The sequence below is a fragment of the Okeanomitos corallinicola TIOX110 genome, from assembly GCF_038050375.1.
Lineage (GTDB): Bacteria > Cyanobacteriota > Cyanobacteriia > Cyanobacteriales > Nostocaceae > Okeanomitos > Okeanomitos corallinicola.
Map to the genome: position 1 here is coordinate 4,691,108 of NZ_CP150886.1, position 20,520 is coordinate 4,711,627.

Annotated in this window: 18 protein-coding genes; 10 read left to right on the forward strand and 8 right to left on the reverse strand. The window is 38.5% G+C overall.

Annotation, left to right across the window (positions count from 1 at the left end; genetic code table 11):
* Positions 1–113 precede the first annotated feature (113 nt).
* Complete coding sequence (locus WJM97_RS20620) at positions 114–857, forward strand: response regulator transcription factor (protein ID WP_353930625.1); 744 nt, start codon at positions 114–116, stop codon at positions 855–857.
* Positions 858–963: 106 nt separating this feature from the next.
* Here the strand turns inward: WJM97_RS20620 and WJM97_RS20625 are convergent, their stop codons facing one another.
* The 3 genes from WJM97_RS20625 to WJM97_RS20635 form a co-directional block, all read right to left on the reverse strand.
* Positions 964–1,245: a hypothetical protein gene (locus WJM97_RS20625; protein ID WP_353930626.1), complete on the reverse strand. Its 282-nt coding sequence runs from the start codon at positions 1,243–1,245 to the stop codon at positions 964–966.
* Positions 1,246–1,307: 62 nt separating this feature from the next.
* Positions 1,308–2,354 carry an ABC transporter permease gene (locus WJM97_RS20630; protein WP_353930627.1) on the reverse strand — a complete coding sequence of 349 codons (1,047 nt, stop codon included), beginning with the start codon at positions 2,352–2,354 and terminating at the stop codon, positions 1,308–1,310.
* 80 nt (positions 2,355–2,434) lie between these two features.
* Positions 2,435–2,953, reverse strand: coding sequence for an adenine phosphoribosyltransferase (locus tag WJM97_RS20635; protein WP_353930628.1), 519 nt, complete (start codon positions 2,951–2,953; stop codon positions 2,435–2,437).
* A 379-nt stretch (positions 2,954–3,332) separates the two neighbouring features.
* On the opposite strand from WJM97_RS20635, the gene WJM97_RS20640 reads away from it, so the two are divergent.
* Both WJM97_RS20640 and WJM97_RS20645 read left to right on the forward strand, forming a co-directional pair.
* Positions 3,333–3,959, forward strand: coding sequence for a DUF3038 domain-containing protein (locus WJM97_RS20640; RefSeq protein WP_353930629.1), 627 nt, complete (start codon positions 3,333–3,335; stop codon positions 3,957–3,959).
* On the forward strand, positions 3,956–5,389 hold the full coding sequence (locus WJM97_RS20645; RefSeq protein WP_353930630.1) for a DUF4335 domain-containing protein: 1,434 nt from the start codon (positions 3,956–3,958) through the stop codon (positions 5,387–5,389). Before WJM97_RS20640 ends, WJM97_RS20645 begins: the two co-directional genes overlap by 4 nt.
* A gap of 76 nt (positions 5,390–5,465) precedes the next feature.
* Here WJM97_RS20645 and WJM97_RS20650 read toward each other — a convergent pair whose 3' ends face one another.
* Positions 5,466–7,736: a transglycosylase domain-containing protein gene (locus WJM97_RS20650; RefSeq protein ID WP_353930631.1), complete on the reverse strand. Its 2,271-nt coding sequence runs from the start codon at positions 7,734–7,736 to the stop codon at positions 5,466–5,468.
* A gap of 443 nt (positions 7,737–8,179) precedes the next feature.
* Between WJM97_RS20650 and WJM97_RS20655 the strand changes: the two genes are divergently transcribed.
* Positions 8,180–8,611 (forward strand): hypothetical protein, encoded by a 432-nt coding sequence (locus WJM97_RS20655; protein WP_353930632.1) that lies wholly within the window; start codon positions 8,180–8,182, stop codon positions 8,609–8,611.
* Positions 8,612–8,844: 233 nt separating this feature from the next.
* Here the strand turns inward: WJM97_RS20655 and lspA are convergent, their stop codons facing one another.
* Both lspA and WJM97_RS20665 read right to left on the reverse strand, forming a co-directional pair.
* Positions 8,845–9,321: a signal peptidase II gene (gene lspA / locus WJM97_RS20660; RefSeq protein WP_353930633.1), complete on the reverse strand. Its 477-nt coding sequence runs from the start codon at positions 9,319–9,321 to the stop codon at positions 8,845–8,847.
* A gap of 54 nt (positions 9,322–9,375) precedes the next feature.
* Positions 9,376–9,963 (reverse strand): biotin transporter BioY, encoded by a 588-nt coding sequence (locus tag WJM97_RS20665; RefSeq protein WP_353930634.1) that lies wholly within the window; start codon positions 9,961–9,963, stop codon positions 9,376–9,378.
* A gap of 281 nt (positions 9,964–10,244) precedes the next feature.
* Between WJM97_RS20665 and pstS the strand changes: the two genes are divergently transcribed.
* The 6 genes from pstS (at position 10,245) to WJM97_RS20695 (ending at position 18,318) form a co-directional block, all read left to right on the forward strand.
* Entirely contained in the window at positions 10,245–11,423 is a 1,179-nt protein-coding gene (gene pstS, locus WJM97_RS20670; RefSeq protein ID WP_353930635.1) for a phosphate ABC transporter substrate-binding protein PstS, read from the forward strand.
* Between the two features lie 212 nt (positions 11,424–11,635).
* Complete coding sequence (pstC, locus tag WJM97_RS20675) at positions 11,636–12,586, forward strand: phosphate ABC transporter permease subunit PstC (protein ID WP_353930636.1); 951 nt, start codon at positions 11,636–11,638, stop codon at positions 12,584–12,586.
* Positions 12,587–12,637: 51 nt separating this feature from the next.
* Positions 12,638–13,519, forward strand: a complete 882-nt coding sequence (gene pstA / locus WJM97_RS20680; RefSeq protein WP_353930637.1) for a phosphate ABC transporter permease PstA — start codon at positions 12,638–12,640, stop codon at positions 13,517–13,519.
* Between the two features lie 67 nt (positions 13,520–13,586).
* A complete protein-coding gene (gene pstB / locus WJM97_RS20685; protein WP_353930638.1) occupies positions 13,587–14,393 on the forward strand; it encodes a phosphate ABC transporter ATP-binding protein PstB in 807 nt (268 codons plus the stop codon).
* Between the two features lie 649 nt (positions 14,394–15,042).
* On the forward strand, positions 15,043–16,500 hold the full coding sequence (locus WJM97_RS20690; RefSeq protein ID WP_353930639.1) for a glycoside hydrolase 100 family protein: 1,458 nt from the start codon (positions 15,043–15,045) through the stop codon (positions 16,498–16,500).
* 402 nt (positions 16,501–16,902) lie between these two features.
* Positions 16,903–18,318, forward strand: a complete 1,416-nt coding sequence (locus tag WJM97_RS20695) for a glycoside hydrolase 100 family protein (protein ID WP_353930640.1) — start codon at positions 16,903–16,905, stop codon at positions 18,316–18,318.
* A gap of 33 nt (positions 18,319–18,351) precedes the next feature.
* On the opposite strand, the gene WJM97_RS20700 is transcribed toward WJM97_RS20695, so the two are convergent.
* Entirely contained in the window at positions 18,352–19,680 is a 1,329-nt protein-coding gene (locus WJM97_RS20700; protein ID WP_353930641.1) for an ATP-binding protein, read from the reverse strand.
* Position 19,681: 1 nt separating this feature from the next.
* Positions 19,682–20,518: a WD40 repeat domain-containing protein gene (locus tag WJM97_RS20705; protein ID WP_353930642.1), complete on the reverse strand. Its 837-nt coding sequence runs from the start codon at positions 20,516–20,518 to the stop codon at positions 19,682–19,684.
* Between the last annotated feature and the right edge of the window lie 2 nt (positions 20,519–20,520).

Consider the following 20,520-nt stretch of genomic DNA (forward strand, 5'->3'; position numbering starts at 1 on the left):
AATCTTAATATTTATATTAGATTTGAAAACTTTTTATCATTGAAATAGTAATCTTTGTATATCTCAAAGGTTCTTAATTTATCCTTAAATAAAGTAGTCATAATTTTTTAAGAATGCCGAGGATTCTTGTCATAGACGATGACCCAGCGATTTCAGAACTTGTTGCCGTCAACTTGGAAATGGCTGGCTACGATGTTAGTCAAGCAGAAGACGGCATCAAAGGTCAGGCACTGGCACTCCAGCTACAACCAGACCTGATCATGCTCGATCTGATGTTACCGAAAGTAGATGGTTTTACCATCTGCCAACGCTTACGTAGAGATGAGCGTACAGCAGAAATACCTGTATTGATGTTAACGGCTTTAAGCCAGACTCAATATAAAGTTGAGGGTTTCAATGCAGGTGCGGATGACTACTTAACTAAACCATTTGAAGTAGAAGAAATGCTGGCCAGAGTGCGAGCTTTGCTAAGACGTACCGACCGCATTCCTCAAGCTGCAAAACACAGTGAAATCCTGAATTATGGTTCTCTTACCCTCGTTCCAGAAAGATTTGAGGCCATTTGGTTCGGTGAAACTGTAAAACTAACTCATTTAGAATTTGAGTTACTTCATTGCTTGCTTCAACGTCATGGACAAACAGTTTCTCCTAGCGAAATTTTGCGAGAAGTGTGGGGTTATGACCCTGATGATGACATTGAAACCATTCGGGTGCATATTCGTCACTTGAGAACTAAACTAGAGCCAGATCCAAGACATCCCCGTTACATCAAAACGGTTTATGGTGCCGGATACTGTCTAGAATTGCCGACGCTACCGCCATCAAATGAGGGAGTTACAGCTACTGTCGTAGAGTAACGTAGCAGCAGTTAGTGGGAAAAAGCAAGAGACAAGAGACAAGAAACAGAAATTTGTTAATTTTGGCTTTTGACTTTTGACTTGCTCCTGCTCCTCTGCTCTCTAACTAGCCATATTGGAAGAATTCAATATTAGGTAACAAAGGATCATTGACGATTCCCATCCCAGCAAAACCCCAACGTTTTAATAAACTTCCTATTTGTGTACCAGGAAGAGACTCAACCGTAAGCCGATTTGCCAAATCAGCTGCATGGGTGTTGAGATAGCTCAGAGCATCAAAATCTTCTTTAAACAGTAATAAATATCCTGATTTATCCTCATCAATTTTCGCAGTCAAATATTTTCCATCTGTTTTGGAGCGAATAATATAATAAATTTGAGCCAGCATAATGTTTAATTCGTAATTTGTAATTGCTAATGTTTCTGAACAACTGACAACTAACTAAATTATTAATTCAAATCTTCCAATTTAATTCTTGGATCAGCCGCTTTCAACATTAAATCAGCAATTAAATTACCAAGAATCAATAAAACAGCGCTCATCACCAAACTAGCCATGACCAAATATTGATCTTTTGCTAAAACAGCTTGTAAAGTCAACTTACCCAAACCAGGCCAGTTAAAGAAATTTTCTGTAATAAAAGCGCCACTTAACAAACCTGCTAATTCAAACCCTAATAAAGTAATCAAGGGGTTAATAGCATTTCGCAAAGCATGAACATAAATAACCCGATTTTCTGGTAAACCCTTAGCACGGGCAGTTTGTATATAATCTTGTCGCAAAACATCCAATAATTGACCGCGCATGATTCTTTGTAAACCAGCAAAACTGGTAATACTTAAAGCAAGCAAAGGTAAAATACTATGCCAAGCAATATCTAAAATTTTACCCAACCATGTCAGTTCAGCATGATCAATGCTAGTCATATTACCCACAGGAAACAATGGGGTAGTAACTTGGGCAAAGAATAATAGAAATAAAGCAGTAATAAAACTGGGTAAACCTTGTCCAGCATAGCTAACAACCTGTAGAATCTTGTCAGTGGGACGATTTTGTTTAACAGCAGCGAGAATACCCAGAGGAATAGCAATAGACCAAGTTATAAACAAAGAAGCGATCGCCAAAAGTAAAGTCGCCGGTACACGTTCCCACAACAAAGAAGATACAGAACGTTGATAAACAAAACTTGTGCCAAAATCACCTTGAGTAATAATTTGTTTTAACCAAAACCAAAATTGTTCCAGCCACGACTTATCTAAACCAAACTGTTGTCTGATTTCCTCAATCCTTTCCGGAGAAATTTTCGGGTTTTGTCTCAGAGTATCTACATAATCACCAGGAGACAACTTCATCACAAAAAATGACAGCGCAGAAGCCAGAAAAATCGTTAACAAAGCTTGTAATAGTCTTTTGATTACATAAACAAAAGTCTCATCTGTCACCAGTTTAATCAGCCAATCTCGACCAGTAGCCACAGAAATTTTTGTATTAGTCATTAGTCATTAGTTATTAGTTATTACTTAACTTTCCCCCTGCATTTTTCTGTCACCTGTCACCTGTCACCTATCACCTCTTCCTAATATTCAACCAAAGAAATAATCGGTACATCTGGTAAATATTGACGACCTTGTAATTCCCGTAGCTCGATAATAAACCCAAAACCTACAAGTTCACAGCCAATTGTTTGTACTAACTTAGCAGTAGCACTAGCAGTACCACCCGTAGCAATCAAATCATCCACAATTAAAACTTTACTACCTGGATTTAAAGCATCCTGATGTACTTCCAAGCTATCTGTACCATACTCTAGTTGATAATCAATACTATGAACTGCGGCAGGTAACTTTCCTCGTTTGCGAACAGGAATAAAACCACAACCTAACTTATAGGCCAGAGGAGCGCCAAAAATGAACCCCCTTGACTCCATCCCCACAATACAATCAGGTTGAATTTCAGATTCAAAACATTTTTGTGCTAAAAAGTCAATAGTGTAGCGCAAACCATCTGGATCACGCAGTAGGGTAGTAATATCCCGAAATAAAATTCCAGGTTTAGGAAAATCCTGTATATCACGAATTAAAGATTTTAAGTCCATATTTGTTAGTAGATAGGGAACAGGGAATAGGGAACAGTAAACGATGATAACTGATCTAATTCCCAATTACCTGAAAAATCGTACACTATAATGTCATACTCTGGAGATTCTAGATTTATGTTTTGTCAATCATTGACAATCAACAAGAATTTAAACCAAGCTAGAGATGTATATCCACTGTAAAAGTCAGTAGTTAAGTAGGTGATTTTATGCTTTAAAAGTTTCATTACAGTATAGGGAAATCTTGGATTAACCAGAGTAAATATTGTATATATTTGGATTGCCTATGCCATAACCACAAGACTGAGTTCTGGTTTGGCTATCTATCTTAAATTTTGTTTCACTCAGTTTTTTGGAATAGCACAAGGTATTTTATAGAATGAATGTCTCCGCAAGTGTAACACCATTGAATAGTCCCACTCCTGAGACTATGCCAATGATCCTGGATGCACTACCAGATCCAGCAATTAGCGGACAGGGATGTCCTCGCAGAACCACAGTACAAATAGACCTGATATTATTAGCCATTGAAGCCTTAGAACTTGGTGGCTCTGAAGCTATCCTTGCTTTTGCTCAAGAGTTAGACCTGACAGGAATTATTCAAAATCGGGTCAACCTGTGGCGGATGCGTAGTTCTAACCCCCTAAGACGAGCGCACACCCGCCGCCCTCTCAGTATTCTAGAAGCAAAAGCATTAGTCATCATCGCCTGTTACATAGCACGCCGTTTAACAGTAGTCATCCGCCAGATGTTAATGATATATCAGCAATTATCTGAAAAACAGATTCCATTAGAACAAAATTTACGTCTAGCTAACTATCTAGAAAGGTTTAGAGCGCATTTTAAAAGTCGTATGAACGCCAGACGTTCTGTGTTACTAACCTTAAACTCAGATGAAAAATTAGATGAACTAGCTATAGATTTATTAGGAAAACTACTATTTTGCACTGGTACAGCTGGAATGCAGCGCTTTTGGATTTCTCTTTTTGACGGTGAAGTAGAATGAATATTCAACGTAAATACAGTTTACCTAACTGCACACTGCTTCTAGAGGGTTTAACTAATGTGACATCCTCTAATCAGCTGCAAGAATTACGGCCAGAGTTAGCTATATTGGTAAATGCAGAATTTTATTTATCTAATAATAGTGAACCCATAGCTGGGGGACGAGAGCTTTTTGAAAGCCTAGTCAGAGCAGTTAGTGCCTACGCTCAAGAATTTTTAAGTAATGTTCCCAACCCTCAAGCACACAATCTTGATTCAGAATTAGTTGAATTTCAAAAAGTTGACAGCAACCGACATAAATTAATTGTCCATTCAGAAGTCACAGGTGAGGGTGCAGAATCTCCCATCAACCAAGCTAAACACCCTATTCAAATTGATTTGAATACAGTGCAATTGTTTGATTTAGTTGAAGCTGTAGATCAATTTTTTGCCGATACCCAAACCCTACCAGAACTAACACTAGAACTACAACCTGTCACTAGGCTTTATGGCAACACCAGTCAGGCAATATTAAAAGAAGTAGTACCTGCTAGTGTAGGTTTATCCAGTTTGGTCGTCGCAGCCTTTGCATTTAGCTTAATTCCTCCGCCTCAAGTTCGTCCACCCGAACCAAAAACAGAGGAACAAAGCAGTGTTGTAACACCTACAGATTCACCCACAACTTCACCCACAACTTCACCCACAGCAACGGTTGAACCTACAATTAACTCAACACCAACAGAACCACCCATACCAGTAGCTAGAGATTTAGAATCTCTTCTCAATCAGGTTTCAGAAATTACGGATTCCTCACAGCTACGAGTATTACAACGTCAAGTTTATAACCAAGTTAATTCTGTTTGGGAGAATCGTTCCGCAATTCAAGAGGATTTAGTCTATCGCCTGGGTGTGGGTGCTGACGGTAGTATTCTTGGCTACAAATCAGTTAATAACAAAGCCAATGATGAAATAGAAAAAACCCCATTACCAAAACTGCTATATAATCCTGCCAATGGCATGATTAATAATGAACCCATTGCCCAATTTCGAGTTGTATTTACCAGTAAAGGGGTGTTAGAAGTGAGTCCTTGGCGTGGATATGCCAGCACACCCAAGGTAATTGGTGAAAAAATTACTGAATCCAGTACAGTCAAAGAACTAGAACAAAAACTGTACAATACAATTCGCCAAAATTGGAGTGTTACACCGACTTTTAACAGAGAATTACAATATCGGGTAGCCGTCAACAAAATCGGTGTTATAGCTGACTATGAACCACTGAACCAAGTTGCCTTTGATTATTTTCGAGAAACACCTCTACCGCAGATGTTTCAATCTGTGTATGGTTCTAATGTGGCCGCTCCCAATAACAAAGAACCTCTGGCTCATTTTCAGGTAATTTTCAAGCCTAATGGGACTTTGGAAGTTTTACCTTGGGAGGGATACAGGTAAAGTCAAAAGTCAAAAGTAATTAACTTCTACTTCTTGACTCTTGACTTTTCCCAATCACCAATCACCAATCACTAATTTACTTTGTAATTTTCCGCATATAATTACCCCATAACTGGGCGGCTTGGGCGCTGCTACCGGATGTAGGGGAATTATTGTCATTACCTAACCAAATCCCCGTTACAAGTTGACGACGGGGAATAAAACCAATAAACCACAAATCTACGTTTCTATCAGTCGTGCCTGTTTTCCCGGCTTCTCCTAGTCCAATCGCCGCACTACGGCCAGTACCTCTGGTAACGACTTGCTGCATCATATTTATCATTTGGTTGGCAACTTCAGGACTGATAACTCGCTTATTGCTGTTGCGATCTAACTCATAAGAGTAAATTACACGACAAGTCTGTAAATCATTACGATCTTCACAATCACTGCTGTCTAAAATTCTACTAATGGCATGGGGTGGATTCCATACACCACGATTGTTAATCGCCCCAAAAGCACCGGTCATTTCTAAAACATTAACAACACTTTGACCAAGAACCAAACCTGGAACAGGATCAAGGGAGGATTTAACTCCTAAGCGTTGTGCCATATCTACAACCTTACTTAACCGTACTTGTTGGGCAACTCTCAAGGCAATGGGGTTTTCTGAGAGTGCTAAACCTGTAGTCATATCCAAACTACCACCACTACCAGAACGACAAGGTTTGTATGTAAAGCCTTGCCAAGTTAAAGGAGCGCAGGAATAACTTCTAAATGGTGATATTCCCTGTTCTATGGCAGCTGTGTAGGCAAAAATTTTAAACGTAGACCCCGGTTGTCTTTGGGCTTGTACGGCGCGATTGAATTGGCTTTTTCTGTAATCAGTTCCCCCTACCATTGCTAAGATGCTGCCAGTTCTGGAGTCTAGGGTGACAAGTCCTCCTTGATCAAAGCGAAAAGTTGAACCTGCATTACTAACTGTATTTTGTAGTGAGGCTTCTGCCTGGGCTTGAATTGTTGGGTCTAATTGGGTTTCTATGATGTAGTTGCCCTCTCTAGCCGCCCCTTCTCCTAAAATTGATTCTAGTTCTTGAAAAACATAGTTGTAAAAATACGGGGCTATGGTTTGGGCTTGGCGCTCACATACTTTTGGGCTTACTTGTACGGTAGAGCGTCTGGCTCTGTTAGCTTCTTCTGGGCTAATTTTGCCCATCTCTAGCATCCGTTTAATAACACGGTTGCGGTAATCTGCGGCTCCTAGTTTTCTTGGTCCATCTCCACAAAAATCAAAGGCATTGGGGGCAGGTAAAATTCCTACTAGGGTTGCCGCTTCTGATAGGGTTAATTCTTTGGCGGATTTGTCAAAATAATATTTAGCGGCATCTTCAAAGCCGGAATTATTCGCACCTAAGAATACTCGATTTAAGTAAGTTAGTAATATCTCATCTTTGCTGTAGAAGGTTTCTAACTTCAGAGAAACTATAGCTTCACGGACTTTCCGCCCTAAAGAATCTTGGCTACCTACATAATTTCGGAACAAACTGCGGGCAAGTTGTTGAGTAACTGTACTAGCACCTTGTTGTACATCACCTGTACGGGTATTTATCAATACTGCTCGTAAAACTCCTAAAGGATCAACTCCAAAATGCCAATAATAGCGACTATCTTCCGAAGCTACTACTGCTGATGCTAGATAAGGTCCAAACTCTGACAAAGTTTTTAAGTCTACATGAGCAATATTTCGGGGTTCTCTTAGGGGAGTAGAACCGTCACGGGCATAAATAACTACAGGTGCGCTGGTGGCTGTAGGTAGGGGGCTAACGGAAAATTTCATCCATTCTATGCCTATGGCTAAGGCCAGTAAGCTACTGACACCGGCAATACCATACATTCCATAGGTCAGTCCTTTGATGTACCAAGGAGGAGGATCTATGTATTGTAACCGGACTGAAGCTGCCAGTTCTGGTGGACCCAAGGTGAAAACATCGCCATGACGTAGTTCTAAAGAAGTGACTCTGCGTTTACCTAAATAAATACCATTGGTAGAATTTTCATCCTTGATCTTAAAAGTTGGGGTTCTTTGGCTGGAATCCCGTGATAAAGACAGGTGAATTTGGCTGACTACCGGGTTACGGACGACAATATCAGCGGATTTGGAACTACGTCCCAGTATGTAGCGATCGCCTAATAGGGGATATATTTCCGCTTTGTCCGCCCCCGCATCCTGCACCCAGAGTTCTGGTACTTTGGCATTAGGCTTGAGCGCCAGTTTGGAAAAATCTACCCTGGCTTGAATCGTGTTTACTGCTTGCGTCAATTGACCAAGTAAGGTTTTTGGCTTTTGCGGGGGTTGCGGAGAATTCATCGGCAATATCACATCACAGTTGGTTGTGAAGACGAAATCATAGGGGTCAAGAGTTTGATCCTAGTCTGACACTATTTTAATCACAAGCCATTACTAATTTTCCTGTACTGAATTTTGATAGTGATTTTTTATATCATACTTCCATTGATTAGGTAAAAGAAATCGGTGATTTTTATCACTCAGGTTATAGATGACTTATTGCTTATGGTTGCCATCAAATATTGATTTGATCACAAATAATTAAATATACCATTTCCAGTACCATATTTTTTTTGTATTTCTAAGAACTACTGCTGATTTTACAAAAGATGAAAATATTACTTTCAATAGTTGCTGTTAGCAATTAAAAGGAAATTTTACATCTATCTTTAGACAGATTTTGTCTAATCAATAGTTTGATTTAATTAGCCCAGTGTTCCTTGCACCTTGAGGTTAATTGCAAAATGAAGGGAAAATTTCTGACTTTAGTTGGTACAGCTATAACTTTGGCTTTTACCAGTAATGTTGCTATGGCACAATCTAATGACTCTTCAACTAGTGCGCCTCCAGAAATTAAAATGTCACTGGAAGGGATGAGAATTCTTTGCCTACATTTTCCCCTTAATTCCCGTTGTCCTGGTGGTATACCATTAGACCAGGGTTTCTCTACTACTCCTCAACCTCAAACATTAGAGATCAATAGTGAAACCAATGCTGTTGATAATAATACCAATGTAGACACCACCACAGTTCCAGTCGCGCCAACTGAATCTAGTCCTGAAGATTCTACCCAGATGACTCCAACTCCATTAACGCCAGCTGAACCCAAATTAGAAAGTTCTTCTCAAGTAACTCCAGTTCCTGGCAGTTCTTATTTTGTGGAATTTAGTAAGTAAGTTAATGGGAATTGGCGATAATTTTAATGTTGTGCCAGATTTAGTGATGACAATAATTCAAGAACATTTACCCAAATTGTTTATGTCAGTAGCCATTAATTCATAATTTCTTGATTAGGTGCAAAATATTAGTGAATTTTGTACCTAATTAGGTTTGGCTGAAAAAGTTATTTTTTTGAATCTAGGGAAATGGCTTACACCAAATACTAAATTGGTATGAATCATTAAATTTTTCAGCGTGTTCTTTGACTAGAATTTGGAGTTTTTTGCCAAGATGAAATTAATAAACACACAATACCAATACTAATACAAGAGTCTGCTATATTGAACACTGCAAAATTGATGAGTCGAAAATCTAAAAAATCAACCACATAACCTAAAGCAAATCTATCAATACCATTACCTAAAGCGCCACCTAAAATTAAACCATAACCTAATTCTTCCCAAATATTTAACACTGGTCCAAATAATCCTATAGCTATTAATCCTAAACTTACTCCTAAAGATAACCAACGCAACCACTCTACTTTGCCACTTAAAATACTAAAAGCAGCACCAGTATTAGTGACATAAGTAAAATGAAATATTCCTGGTAACAGTGGTAGTGTTTGCCCTAAATCAAAGGTTTGCACTACCAAAAATTTTGTTAGTTGGTCTAGCAAAAAAGAAATAACAGCAACAATCCAAAACGGACGATTTTTTAAACGCATGGTAAGTTAGTCAGTTGTCAGTTGTCAGTTGTCAGTTTTTCTACTGACTAATGACTAATAAAACATTAGATGTCGTAGTACATAAGCTACTATAGTCACGGCGCAAACTACAACTATTTGCCCTGGAAGTGAAAACCAGGAGTATTTGAGTATAGCTTGTATCAGAGATATGTTTTCTGCGGTTCTCCACGGAACAAGATAACTAATTATTAAGTATGCAATACCGCAGATATGGACAGTTAATAGGCCACATAGGCAACTAAAAGCTAGGGTTTCTAAACGAGGTCTGGCTTTAAAGGCAAAATAGCCACAAATCCAAGCTCCGGGTATAAAACCCAATAGGTAGCCAAATTGGGACAATTTAACATAACCCATGCCACCACCTTCGGCGAATACGGGTAACAACGTTAATCCCATTACTAAATAAGCAATCTGTGAAAGCGCAGCAGCATTTCTACCTCCTAAACAACCTACCAATAAAACCGCGCCAATTTGATAACTAACGCCTAAGGAAAAAGTTTTAATTCCTTGCTGACTCCAACTCCAAGGTATAGTAGTACCATAGACTTCTAGGAACGTTCCACCCATTGTTAGGAGTAAGCCAATCATGGACCATAATAATTGATTGGAAGCAGCAAACATTTATCGGGCAACAGGGACAAGGCCAAAGGGAACTCTTACAGCAACCAGTATAGGGAAAAATCTTCAATGTCACCAATTGGTTTTGATCAGCATTTTTAGATATCACGTCAGGGTATAGATAAATATATTACTTGTACATGATTAAATATCAAGCAGATATACGTATACTATCGCCTAGTAAAATAAATAGATGTTTTTGTTAACCTTTTGTTTACCTGCGATTAATAATTTAGAGGTATGTTGGAAGCGCTTACGTGCTAACTTACAACATTTAGACAGCAATGCTATTAGGTCAAAATCCTGTTAAAAATAACCGTTTGAAAACTTCAGTTGCAGCAATAGCACTGACTTTGGGTTTGGCAGCTTGTGGAGGAAATTCCAGCCCTGATAACACTGCTACTAATAATGCAGGTAATACTCAAAATACTACAGCTTCTAGTCCTGGGAAAACCTTGGATTTAGGTGGAGATGTGAGTTTAACTGGTGCTGGTGCATCTTTCCCCGCTCCACTTTATCAAACATGGTTTATTGAGTTGAACAAAAAGTATCCCAATCTGAAAGTTAATTATCAGTCTGTGGGTAGTGGTGCTGGAGTAGAACAGTTCACCCAAGGCACTGTAGACTTTGGTGCTAGTGATGTGGCCATGAAAGATGAGGAAATTGCCAAAATACCAGCAGAAAAAGGTGTACTTTTATTACCTGTGACAGCAGGTAGTATTGTGATGGCTTATAACTTGCCTGATGTGGCTGAATTGAAATTACCAAGAGCAGTATATACGGATATTTTGCTTGGCAAAATCAAGACATGGAATGACCAAGCGATCGCAGCGGCAAATCCTGGTGTTAACTTACCCAGTACACCTATCACTGTAGTTCATCGTGCTGATGGTAGTGGTACTACAGGGGTATTTACAAAACACCTCAGCGCCATCAGTCCCGAATGGAAAGAGAAAGTCGGTGAAGGTAAGAGTGTAAATTGGCCAGCGGGAGTTGGTGGTAAGGGTAATGAAGGTGTAACTGCCCAAATCCAACAAACTCAAGGTGCAATCGGTTACGTAGAATATGGTTACGCTAAACAAAGTAACTTAAAAACTGCTGCTTTAGAAAACAAAAGTGGTAATTTTATCACTGCTAACGAAGAGTCTGCATCCAAAACTTTAGAAGCAGTAACTTTACCAGAAAATCTCCGCGCATTTATTTCTGATCCAGAAGGTGCAGATTCTTATCCCGTTGTCACCTATACTTGGATTCTGGCCTACAAAAAATATGATGATGCTGCTAAAGCTAAAGCCGTAGAGGCAACTATCGAGTATGCTTTAACCGATGGACAAAAGCTGGCTGCTGAGTTAGGTTATGTTCCTTTACCTGCAAATGTAGTCCAAAAAGTAGCTACCGTAGCAGATGCAATCAGCCCTGATTACAAAATTGCTGTAAGTGGAACTACCAGTGCCAGTAAGTAATGATGATATTTTAGGTAATTTGAATATCTAAGTAGTGAACCTATTGATTCAGTCGGGAACCCTGATTCAGCTAGGATGCAGATACTACGAGCAGCGCAACAATGATTTCAGTGATGGTAATTACCACCATTTTCTAAGTAACTGTTCAATTTTTAACTTTTGCTTGGTTCCCCCTCACATTCTTTCAGATTTGCTTTTTACAGTCAGTGTGTATGACTACAAATTATTACAATCTGTCGCCAGAAACCAAGAAACGCTCTGATCTTGACAAATCTCTGGATCGTGGTTTTATTTGGTTGACAAAGATTTTTGCTCTAGCGATCGCAGCTATTTTATTATGGATAGCCTTTCAAGTTGGGACGAGTGCTTTACCTGCTATTCAACAATTTGGTTTAGATTTTTTAATCAAAAGCGATTGGAATCCAGTTAATGATAACTATGGTGTCTTACCAGCAATTTATGGAACTATAGTTAGTTCCTTGATTGGATTATTAATAGCTGTACCCATTGGTGTTGGTACGGCTATTTTATTAAGTGAGAATTTTCTGCCCTCACAGGTGCGTTTAGTATTAGTTTTCCTAGTAGAATTACTGGCTGCTATTCCCAGCGTTGTTTATGGAGTGTGGGGAATTTTTGTTTTAATTCCCATCCTCACTGATTTGGGTAAATGGTTGCATAATTCTCTGGGTTGGATACCGTTGTTTAACTCTCCTCCAACTGGGCCAGGAATGTTACCAGCAGGGGTGATTTTGGCAATTATGACTTTGCCAATCATTACTGCCATATCCCGTGATGCTTTAATTTCCCTGCCTCCCAGTCTACGCCAAGCTGCGTTAGGACTAGGTGCAACTCGTTGGGAAACAATTTTTAAGGTGCTGATTCCTGCGGCTTTTTCTGGTATTGTCAGCGCAGTTATGTTAGCACTTGGTCGCGCAATGGGTGAAACCATGGCTGTTACCATGTTAATCGGTAATTCTAACAATATCAAGATTTCTTTGTTAGCACCATCTAATACTATTTCTTCCCTACTAGCTAACCAATTTTCAGAAGCTAGTGGTTTACAGGTTTCTGCTTTGATGTATGCAGCTTTAGTTCTGTTTTTATTAACTCTGTTAGTAAATATTTTGGCAGAGTTTATTGTGATGCGAGTGCAGCGACTTTAGCATTGATTGTCCTCACTCCTATAACTCCTGATTCCTAGAACTTGTGACTTTATGACTTCTCTTTTTCCCCAAAACAGTCTCACCCGTTCCCCGACTTCCCCCCGTACTTTGTTTAACACAGTCATGACCGTCTTGGCCTTTATCTGTGGAGCATTGGCGCTAGTTCCTCTCTTGGCTGTACTGTCTTATGTATTATTTAAAGGCTTTAGCAGTCTCAGTCTCAATGTATTTACCCAACTACCCCCAGCACCTTTCAGCCAGGGGGGAGGTTTTGGTAATGCCATTTTAGGTACATTGCTCATGGTGGGTATTGGGGCAGTTTTCAGTATTCCTACTGGTGTTTTAGCTGCCATATATTTAACTGAATTTAGTGATGGTAGAATTGCTAGAGGAGTACGCTTTGCTACTAATGTATTAAGTGGAGTTCCCTCAATTATTGCCGGGGTTTTTGCTTATGGGATTGTAGTTTTAACCTTAACTAAGCTGAATTTAGGTTCTTACTCAGCATTGGGTGGTGGGTTCGCCTTGGCAATCCTGATGTTACCAATTATTGTCCGCACTACAGATGAAGCCTTGCAGCTAGTATCCCAGGATTTACGACAGGCTGCTTTGGGTTTAGGAGCTACTAATTTTCAAACAGTAATCCAAGTAGTTTTACCGGCTGCTTTACCTGCCATTGTTACTGGTTCGACATTGGCGATCGCTAGAGCATCAGGAGAAACCGCACCATTAATTTTTACGGCTTTGTTTTCCTCCTTTTGGCCGAATGGTTTACTCAAACCGACGGCTTCTTTGGCTGTATTAGTATATAACTTCGCTATTTCACCATTCCCAAGTTGGCAATCTCTAGCTTGGGCAGCTTCTCTGATTTTAGTGCTAATGGTTCTAATTACCAGCATTATCGCTCGTTGGGCAACCAGGCAAAAAGCTTAAAAAATTCCATCACCTCAAGAGAATGCCTAAGTCATATTTACAACCTAACCCTAAACAATAAAAATTCATGGTCACTAAAACTGATACGATTAATAGCACTGAGATGGTTTTACGGACAGAAAACCTGAATATTTTTTACGGTAACTTCCTCGCTGTCCAAAATATTTGGATGGATATTGCCAAAAATCAAGTTACTGCTTTTATTGGGCCTTCTGGTTGTGGTAAAAGTACATTGCTACGTTGTTACAATCGCCTGAATGATTTGATTGACTCCTTTCGTGCAGAAGGCAAGGTCTATTTTTACGATAAAAATTTGTATGCTCCAGATATTGACCCTGTAGAAGTACGCCGTCGAATCGGTATGGTATTCCAAAGACCAAACCCTTTCCCTAAATCTATTCGAGATAATATCGCCTTTGGAGCTAAGATTAATGGCTATCGCGGCAATATTGATGAATTAGTAGAAACAAGTTTACGACAAGCAGCTTTATGGGATGAAGTCAAAGATAAACTCAACCAAAGTGGTCTTTCTTTGTCTGGTGGACAACAACAAAGATTATGTATTGCTAGGGCAGTAGCTGTGCAACCAGAAGTTATTTTGATGGATGAACCTTGTTCTGCCCTTGATCCTATTTCTACTTTGCGGGTTGAAGAACTCATTCACGAACTGAAAGAAAAGTACACTATTGTGATTGTTACCCACAATATGCAGCAAGCAGCGCGGGTTTCTGATCAAACTGCTTTCTTTAACGTCAAAACTTCAGAAAAAGGTGGTCGTACAGGCTACCTAGTAGAATATGCTCCCACAGAGTTAATTTTCAATGATCCTCAACAAGAGGATACAAAGGCTTACATCAGTGGTAGATTTGGTTAAAACCAGGGAAGAGGCAATAGGAAAAAAGGCTGTTTCATAGTCTCCAAATTTTACCTTCTGCCTCCTCAGTCCTACTTACCGTGATTATTGGCTGCAAATAGACAAACTTTGATAAAAATCGCTATTTTAAATTTTTTAAGAATTTATATTGCACATTGGGAAAAAAAGTTATAAATTGTTAAGTTAAAGGGGAATAACTTAATGAGTAGACGCAAAAGTTCAATCTTAGTAAAGTTAATGCACTCCAGGGTATTCAAGCTTCATAGACACCTGTAGTTATAGTCCAGATATATTCTTCGTCAAGGGTGATACAACATTGTCAAATTAGGCATTGTGAAACACATGAGTATATCTCGGCATTTTGCTGTGATTGTTTTCTTGCTATAGTTTCTTTGAGTTCGAGATTTTATTGATTGATGTGAAGACCAGAAAACTGGAATTCACGGAAAGATATTTATAGAAAGTAAATTAACTAGCAATTAATTTGCTCAAATCCAGTATTTGCAACCATTATGCTTTAAGTATGTCTGCTCAGAAATTGGATTAGTTATTCCCATAATCACTCTTTCATGGTGAAAATAGCAAATACTGATCATAAGTAAAGGCGCATCAACTGCAAATTCACTATCTAACCGGAGTTATTCTAGCAATGCAATTAAATGACTTAAACGCAGCAGAAAATACCGAAAATATAGACAAAGAAGCTTGGGAGTGCCTAGAAAACTCAATTCTCTACTATCAGGGTCGTCCAGTAGGGACTTTAGCAGCTTATGATCCATCCGTAGAAGCTCTCAATTATGATCAATGTTTCATCCGAGATTTTGTTTCTTCGGCGTTGATTTTTTTGGTTAAAGGAAGAACAAATATTGTTAAAAATTTCCTGGAAGAAACCTTAAAGTTACAACCGAAAAAAAGAGCATTAGACGCATACAAACCAGGTAAAGGGTTGATACCTGCCAGTTTTAAAGTTGTTAATATTAACGGAGAAGAACATTTAGAAGCTGACTTTGGGGAACACGCGATCGCTAGAGTAACACCAGTTGATTCTTGTTTGTGGTGGTTGATTTTATTACGTGCTTATGTCGTTTCCACCAATGATTACAGTTTAGCAAAACAACCAGATTTCCAAATTGGTATTCGCTTAATTATGGAAATTTGTTTGGCGAATCGTTTTGATATGTACCCCACTTTGTTAGTTCCTGATGGAGCGTGCATGATAGACAGACGGATGGGTATTTATGGTCATCCTTTAGAAATTCAAGTCCTCTTTTTTGGGGCTTTGCGTGCGGCTCGTGAGCTATTAATATGTAAGGGGAATGAAGATATTGTCGAAGCAATGGATAATCGCTTGCCGTTATTATGCGGTCATCTTCGTCAACATTATTGGATAGATATTTCCCGGTTGAATGCAATTTATCGCTTCAAAAGTGAAGAATATGGTAAAGCAGCGGTGAATCTATTTAATATTTATGTAGATTCTTTACCTTATTATGAATTAGATAAATGGCTACCCAGAAAAGGTGGTTATTTAGCTGGTAATGTTGGACCCTCCCAATTAGACACTCGCTTCTTTGCTTTGGGCAATTTAATGGCGATAATTTCTGATCTTTCCACAGAAGAACAATCCCAAGCAATTATGACTTTGATTGAAGAAAGATGGGATGATTTAGTAGGAGATATGCCGATGAAAATCTGTTTTCCAGCTTTGGAAAATGAAGAATATCGAGTTGTCACAGGATGCGATCCTAAAAATATTCCTTGGTCATATCATAATGCTGGTAGTTGGCCTGTTTTGATGTGGATGTTAGCAGCGGCCGCAGTAAAAACAAATAGAATAGGTATGGCGAGAAAAGCACTAGAAATTGCTAAATCACGACTAAGTGAAGATGAATGGCCAGAATATTACGACGGCAAAAAAGGTAGACTCATTGGTAAACAAGCTCGGAAATATCAAACTTGGACAATTACAGGTTATTTATTAGCTAAAGAAATAATAAATAAGCCTGATTTACTACCATTAGTTAGCTTTAATGAATTTCCTACGGAGTCAGTTTCTAGAGCTTGTGAATTTGAAGTAGGTGGACTAGAATCCTATATGTCTTTATAACCAGGTAAAAGGCAAAAGTAAAGATATTCATATTCTGACTTCAGTAAGGGTTTAGCAGTGTTAAACCCTTGCTTTATTATGAATTAAAACTAATTTTTTGATAATTCAATTCACTTTTATAATTATATCTGATGATACTCTAAATCCAACTGTATGAGCATATTTTTTAAATTTCTATCATTATTTGCACATCTATTAATTTTAAAATTGTAAAAAATAAACAATATTATTGAATCTAAATCAAAAATATGCGGCTTTCTTTCAGACTGCTATTTTTGTTTCAGCAATCAATTAAGAGGGATATGATAATAGAAGACTTAGAGGAATTAATATCTTTTACCTCTATAAAATGGATATTAATTAGATACCCATTCCATGGCAGTATATAGGAGAATTTACCCAATGCAGAAGCAAAAAATATCAAACTTTGATCAATTAGAAACTGAAGCTTGGGAACTAATAGAAAAATCAATTACCTACTATAAGGGTAATCCCATAGGAACTATTGTTGTTTGTGATCAAACCCAGGCAGTATTAAATTTTGGTCATTGTTTTATTCGGGATTTTGTGCCGTCTGCACTACTTTTTTTAATTAAAGGAAAATATGATATTGTTCGGAACTTTTTAGAAAAAACGTTAAAATTACAACCTAAAAAAAATCTATTTAGTGCTTACCAACCTAGTCGGGGTTTAATTCCTGCTAGTTTTAAAGTTGAATCTATAAATGGTGAAGAATCAGTAGAACCAGACTTTGGAGAACAAGCAATAGCTAGAGTCACATCTGTAGATTCTTGTTTATGGTGGATAATCATTTTACAAGCCTATGTCAAAGCTACAAAAGATATAAATTTTGCCATGCAACCCAAATTTCAAGAGGGTATTGCCTTAATAATGGAACTTTGTTTGGCGACGCGGTTTGATATGAACCCAACTCTCTTAGTTCCTGATGGTGCTTGTATGATTTACCGTCGTTTGGGTATTTATGGCTATCCTTTAGAAATTCAATCTTTATTTTATGGTGCTTTACGTGCTGCACGTAAATTATTAATTTGTGCTGGTGACGAAGAAATTGTGCAAGCTATTGATAAACGTTTACCTTTATTAAGAGATCATATCCGTCATCATTATTGGATTGATATGAAAAGATTGAATGTCATCTATCGCTTTAAAAGTGAAGAATATGGACATACAGCAGAAAATCAATTTAATATTTATGCAGATTCTATTCCCTACGCCGATTTATCTGTGTGGTTGCCCAAACATGGTGGTTATTTAGCTGGAAATATTGGACCTTCTCAACTAGATACTCGGTTCTTTTCTTTAGGTAATTTAATGGCTGTTGTTTATTCTCTCACTAATGAAAAACAGTCCCAAGCAATTATGAATTTAATTGAAGAACAATGGGATGATTTAGTAGGAAAAATGCCAATGAAAATTTGTTTTCCGGCTTTAGAAAAAGACGAATATAAAATCTTTACCGGTTGTGACCCGAAAAATTTACCTTGGTCATATCATAATGGTGGTAGCTGGCCTGTTTTATTATGGAGTTTAGCCGCTGCTGCTCAAAAAACCGGGAGAAATGATCTTAGTCAACGTGCTTTAGAATTAGCTCAAGCGAGGTTACATCAGGATGAATGGCCAGAGTATTATGATGGTTCTAGTGGTTCTTTAATTGGTAAAGAATCACGGAGATATACAACTTGGACAATTACAGGATTTTTATTAGCCAAGGAATTAATGCAAAATCCTGAACATTTAGAATTAATTAGTTTTGAAGAATTGGATATTGAAAATGATCCAAAATTTTGTGATTTATAGGGAATAGGTGACAGGTGACAGTTTAAAACAGTCTTATTGGTGAAAGTGGGAAGATATTAACCATTGACGGAAATTATCATGATATAAACTGTAAACCGGGAAATCAGAGGTATTTTCTACCTGTAAAAGCTCAAACCAATCTTCTAAAATTTCCTCCACATCAAACTCATCAACGTCTAGTAAATTAGCAATATCTGTAACTGATATAGGTGGGGTTTGTTGTGCTAGAAATTGTAAAACTTCTACAGCAAAATCTTGATTTTCCCAATCTAATATTTTATCTAAATGTTGTTGATAGTAGGTTATTAATCCTGGTGGAAATGATGTTTCTATTTGTTCAGTTTGGGTGTAGAAAGCATCAGCTATAGCGGTTAAGATTTCGCTGACATATTTAAAATTATTTTCGCTGCGGTTGGTTAAATTAGTAATAAATTCGACTTCGTTGATTTGCTGGGTATTTAACCCGGATTTTAGTGTGGAGGATTTGTTTGCATTTGTTGTAGAGACGTTATTTGTTGTAGAGACGTTCCATGGAACGTCTCTACATTCTGGTGATAAATTAATATAACTCCTAATATAATCTTGAATATCTTGTTTATTTTCCTGTGGATAATCTCCTAAATGCAAACTTTGCACCGGTGCTTCAATTAATAAACCAGAATTATCTGCTAAAAACGGACGACGGGAAAGGAGAAAATAAACCCCTGGGGGAACGTAAGGAGGAAGATAAAAAATATTTGTTCCTGGTGGTTGTGAATTGCGATTGATGCAATTTAAACTGTCAATGGCAATAATTAATTTTTGATTTGTTTGATTTATTTGATTTGTTTGTAATAAACTGTCGCTGATTTGTTGGAGAAGCAAAGATAAAAACCAACTCCCTTCTGTTGCGTTGTCGGGAAGAACCCCCCTCATTCCCCCCGTAAACGAGGGGATGTTTGAGACGTTTTGCTCCCTCCTCGCACCCCCCTCAGTCCCCCCGCTACGGGGGGAAGAAGAGGATAAACTTTGAATATTGGAGGGTTGGGGAGGGGTGATATCTAATAATTGCTGACAAACAAATCTCAGAAATTCCTCAGCGTGATTTTTCCCCTCTAATTCCGCATTGTAATAAATTACCTGGCAATTTTCTGAGGGATTATCTTTAACATATTTAGCAATAATTGCACTTTTACCGCTACCGGGTAGACCGATAATTGTGAAATAACCCCGGTTGTAGCGATTGAGAAAATTATTAATAGCAGTAAACACGAAATCACGACCCAGAAAATTCGCGCTTTTTTGGTGAATTATTGCTGCAAATTCTTGGGGATTAACTATGGAATTATTCATAGTTGGTGGTCTGGGTGTGGAGTTCATCATTTCATTCTCCCGCATTTTCCAACTTTAAAAAATGCACTATTCCAGAACCGTCACCCGCAACAATTGTTAACCCATTTGGTGTAACTGCACAGGAAGAAAATGGACTTTCACCACTAAAAGTAGCTATCTCCTCCCCAGTTTCTAAATTCCACACCTTCACAGTTTTGTCCCTAGAACCAGAAATCACCCGTTTTTCGTCTGCTGTCACTGCTACTGCTTGTACATAACTACTATGACCTTTGAGGGTGAACTGTTCCTCCCCTGTCTCTAAATTCCACACCTTCACAGTATTGTCCCTAGAACCAGAAATCACCCGTTTTCCGTCTGCTGTCACTGCTACTGCTTCTACCCAACTACTATGACCTTTGAGGGTGAACTGTTCCTCCCCTGTCTCTAAATTCCACACCTTCACAGTATTGTCCCTAGAACCAGAAATCACCCGTTTTCCGTCTGCTGTCACTGCTACTGCTTGTACATAACTACTATGACCTTTGAGGGTGAACTGTTCCTCCCCTGTCTCTAAATTCCACACCTTCACAGTATTGTCCCTAGAACCAGAAATCACCCGTTTTCCGTCTGCTGTCACTGCTACTGCTTCTACCCAACTACTATGACCTTTGAGGGTGAACTGTTCCTCCCCTGTCTCTAAATTCCACACCTTCACAGTATTGTCCCTAGAACCAGAAATCACCCGTTTTCCGTCTGCTGTCACTGCTACTGCTTCTACCCAACTACTATGACCTTTGAGGGTGAACTGTTCCTCCCCTGTCTCTAAATTCCACACCTTCACAGTATTGTCCCTAGAACCAGAAATCACCCGGTTTCCGTCTGCTGTCACTG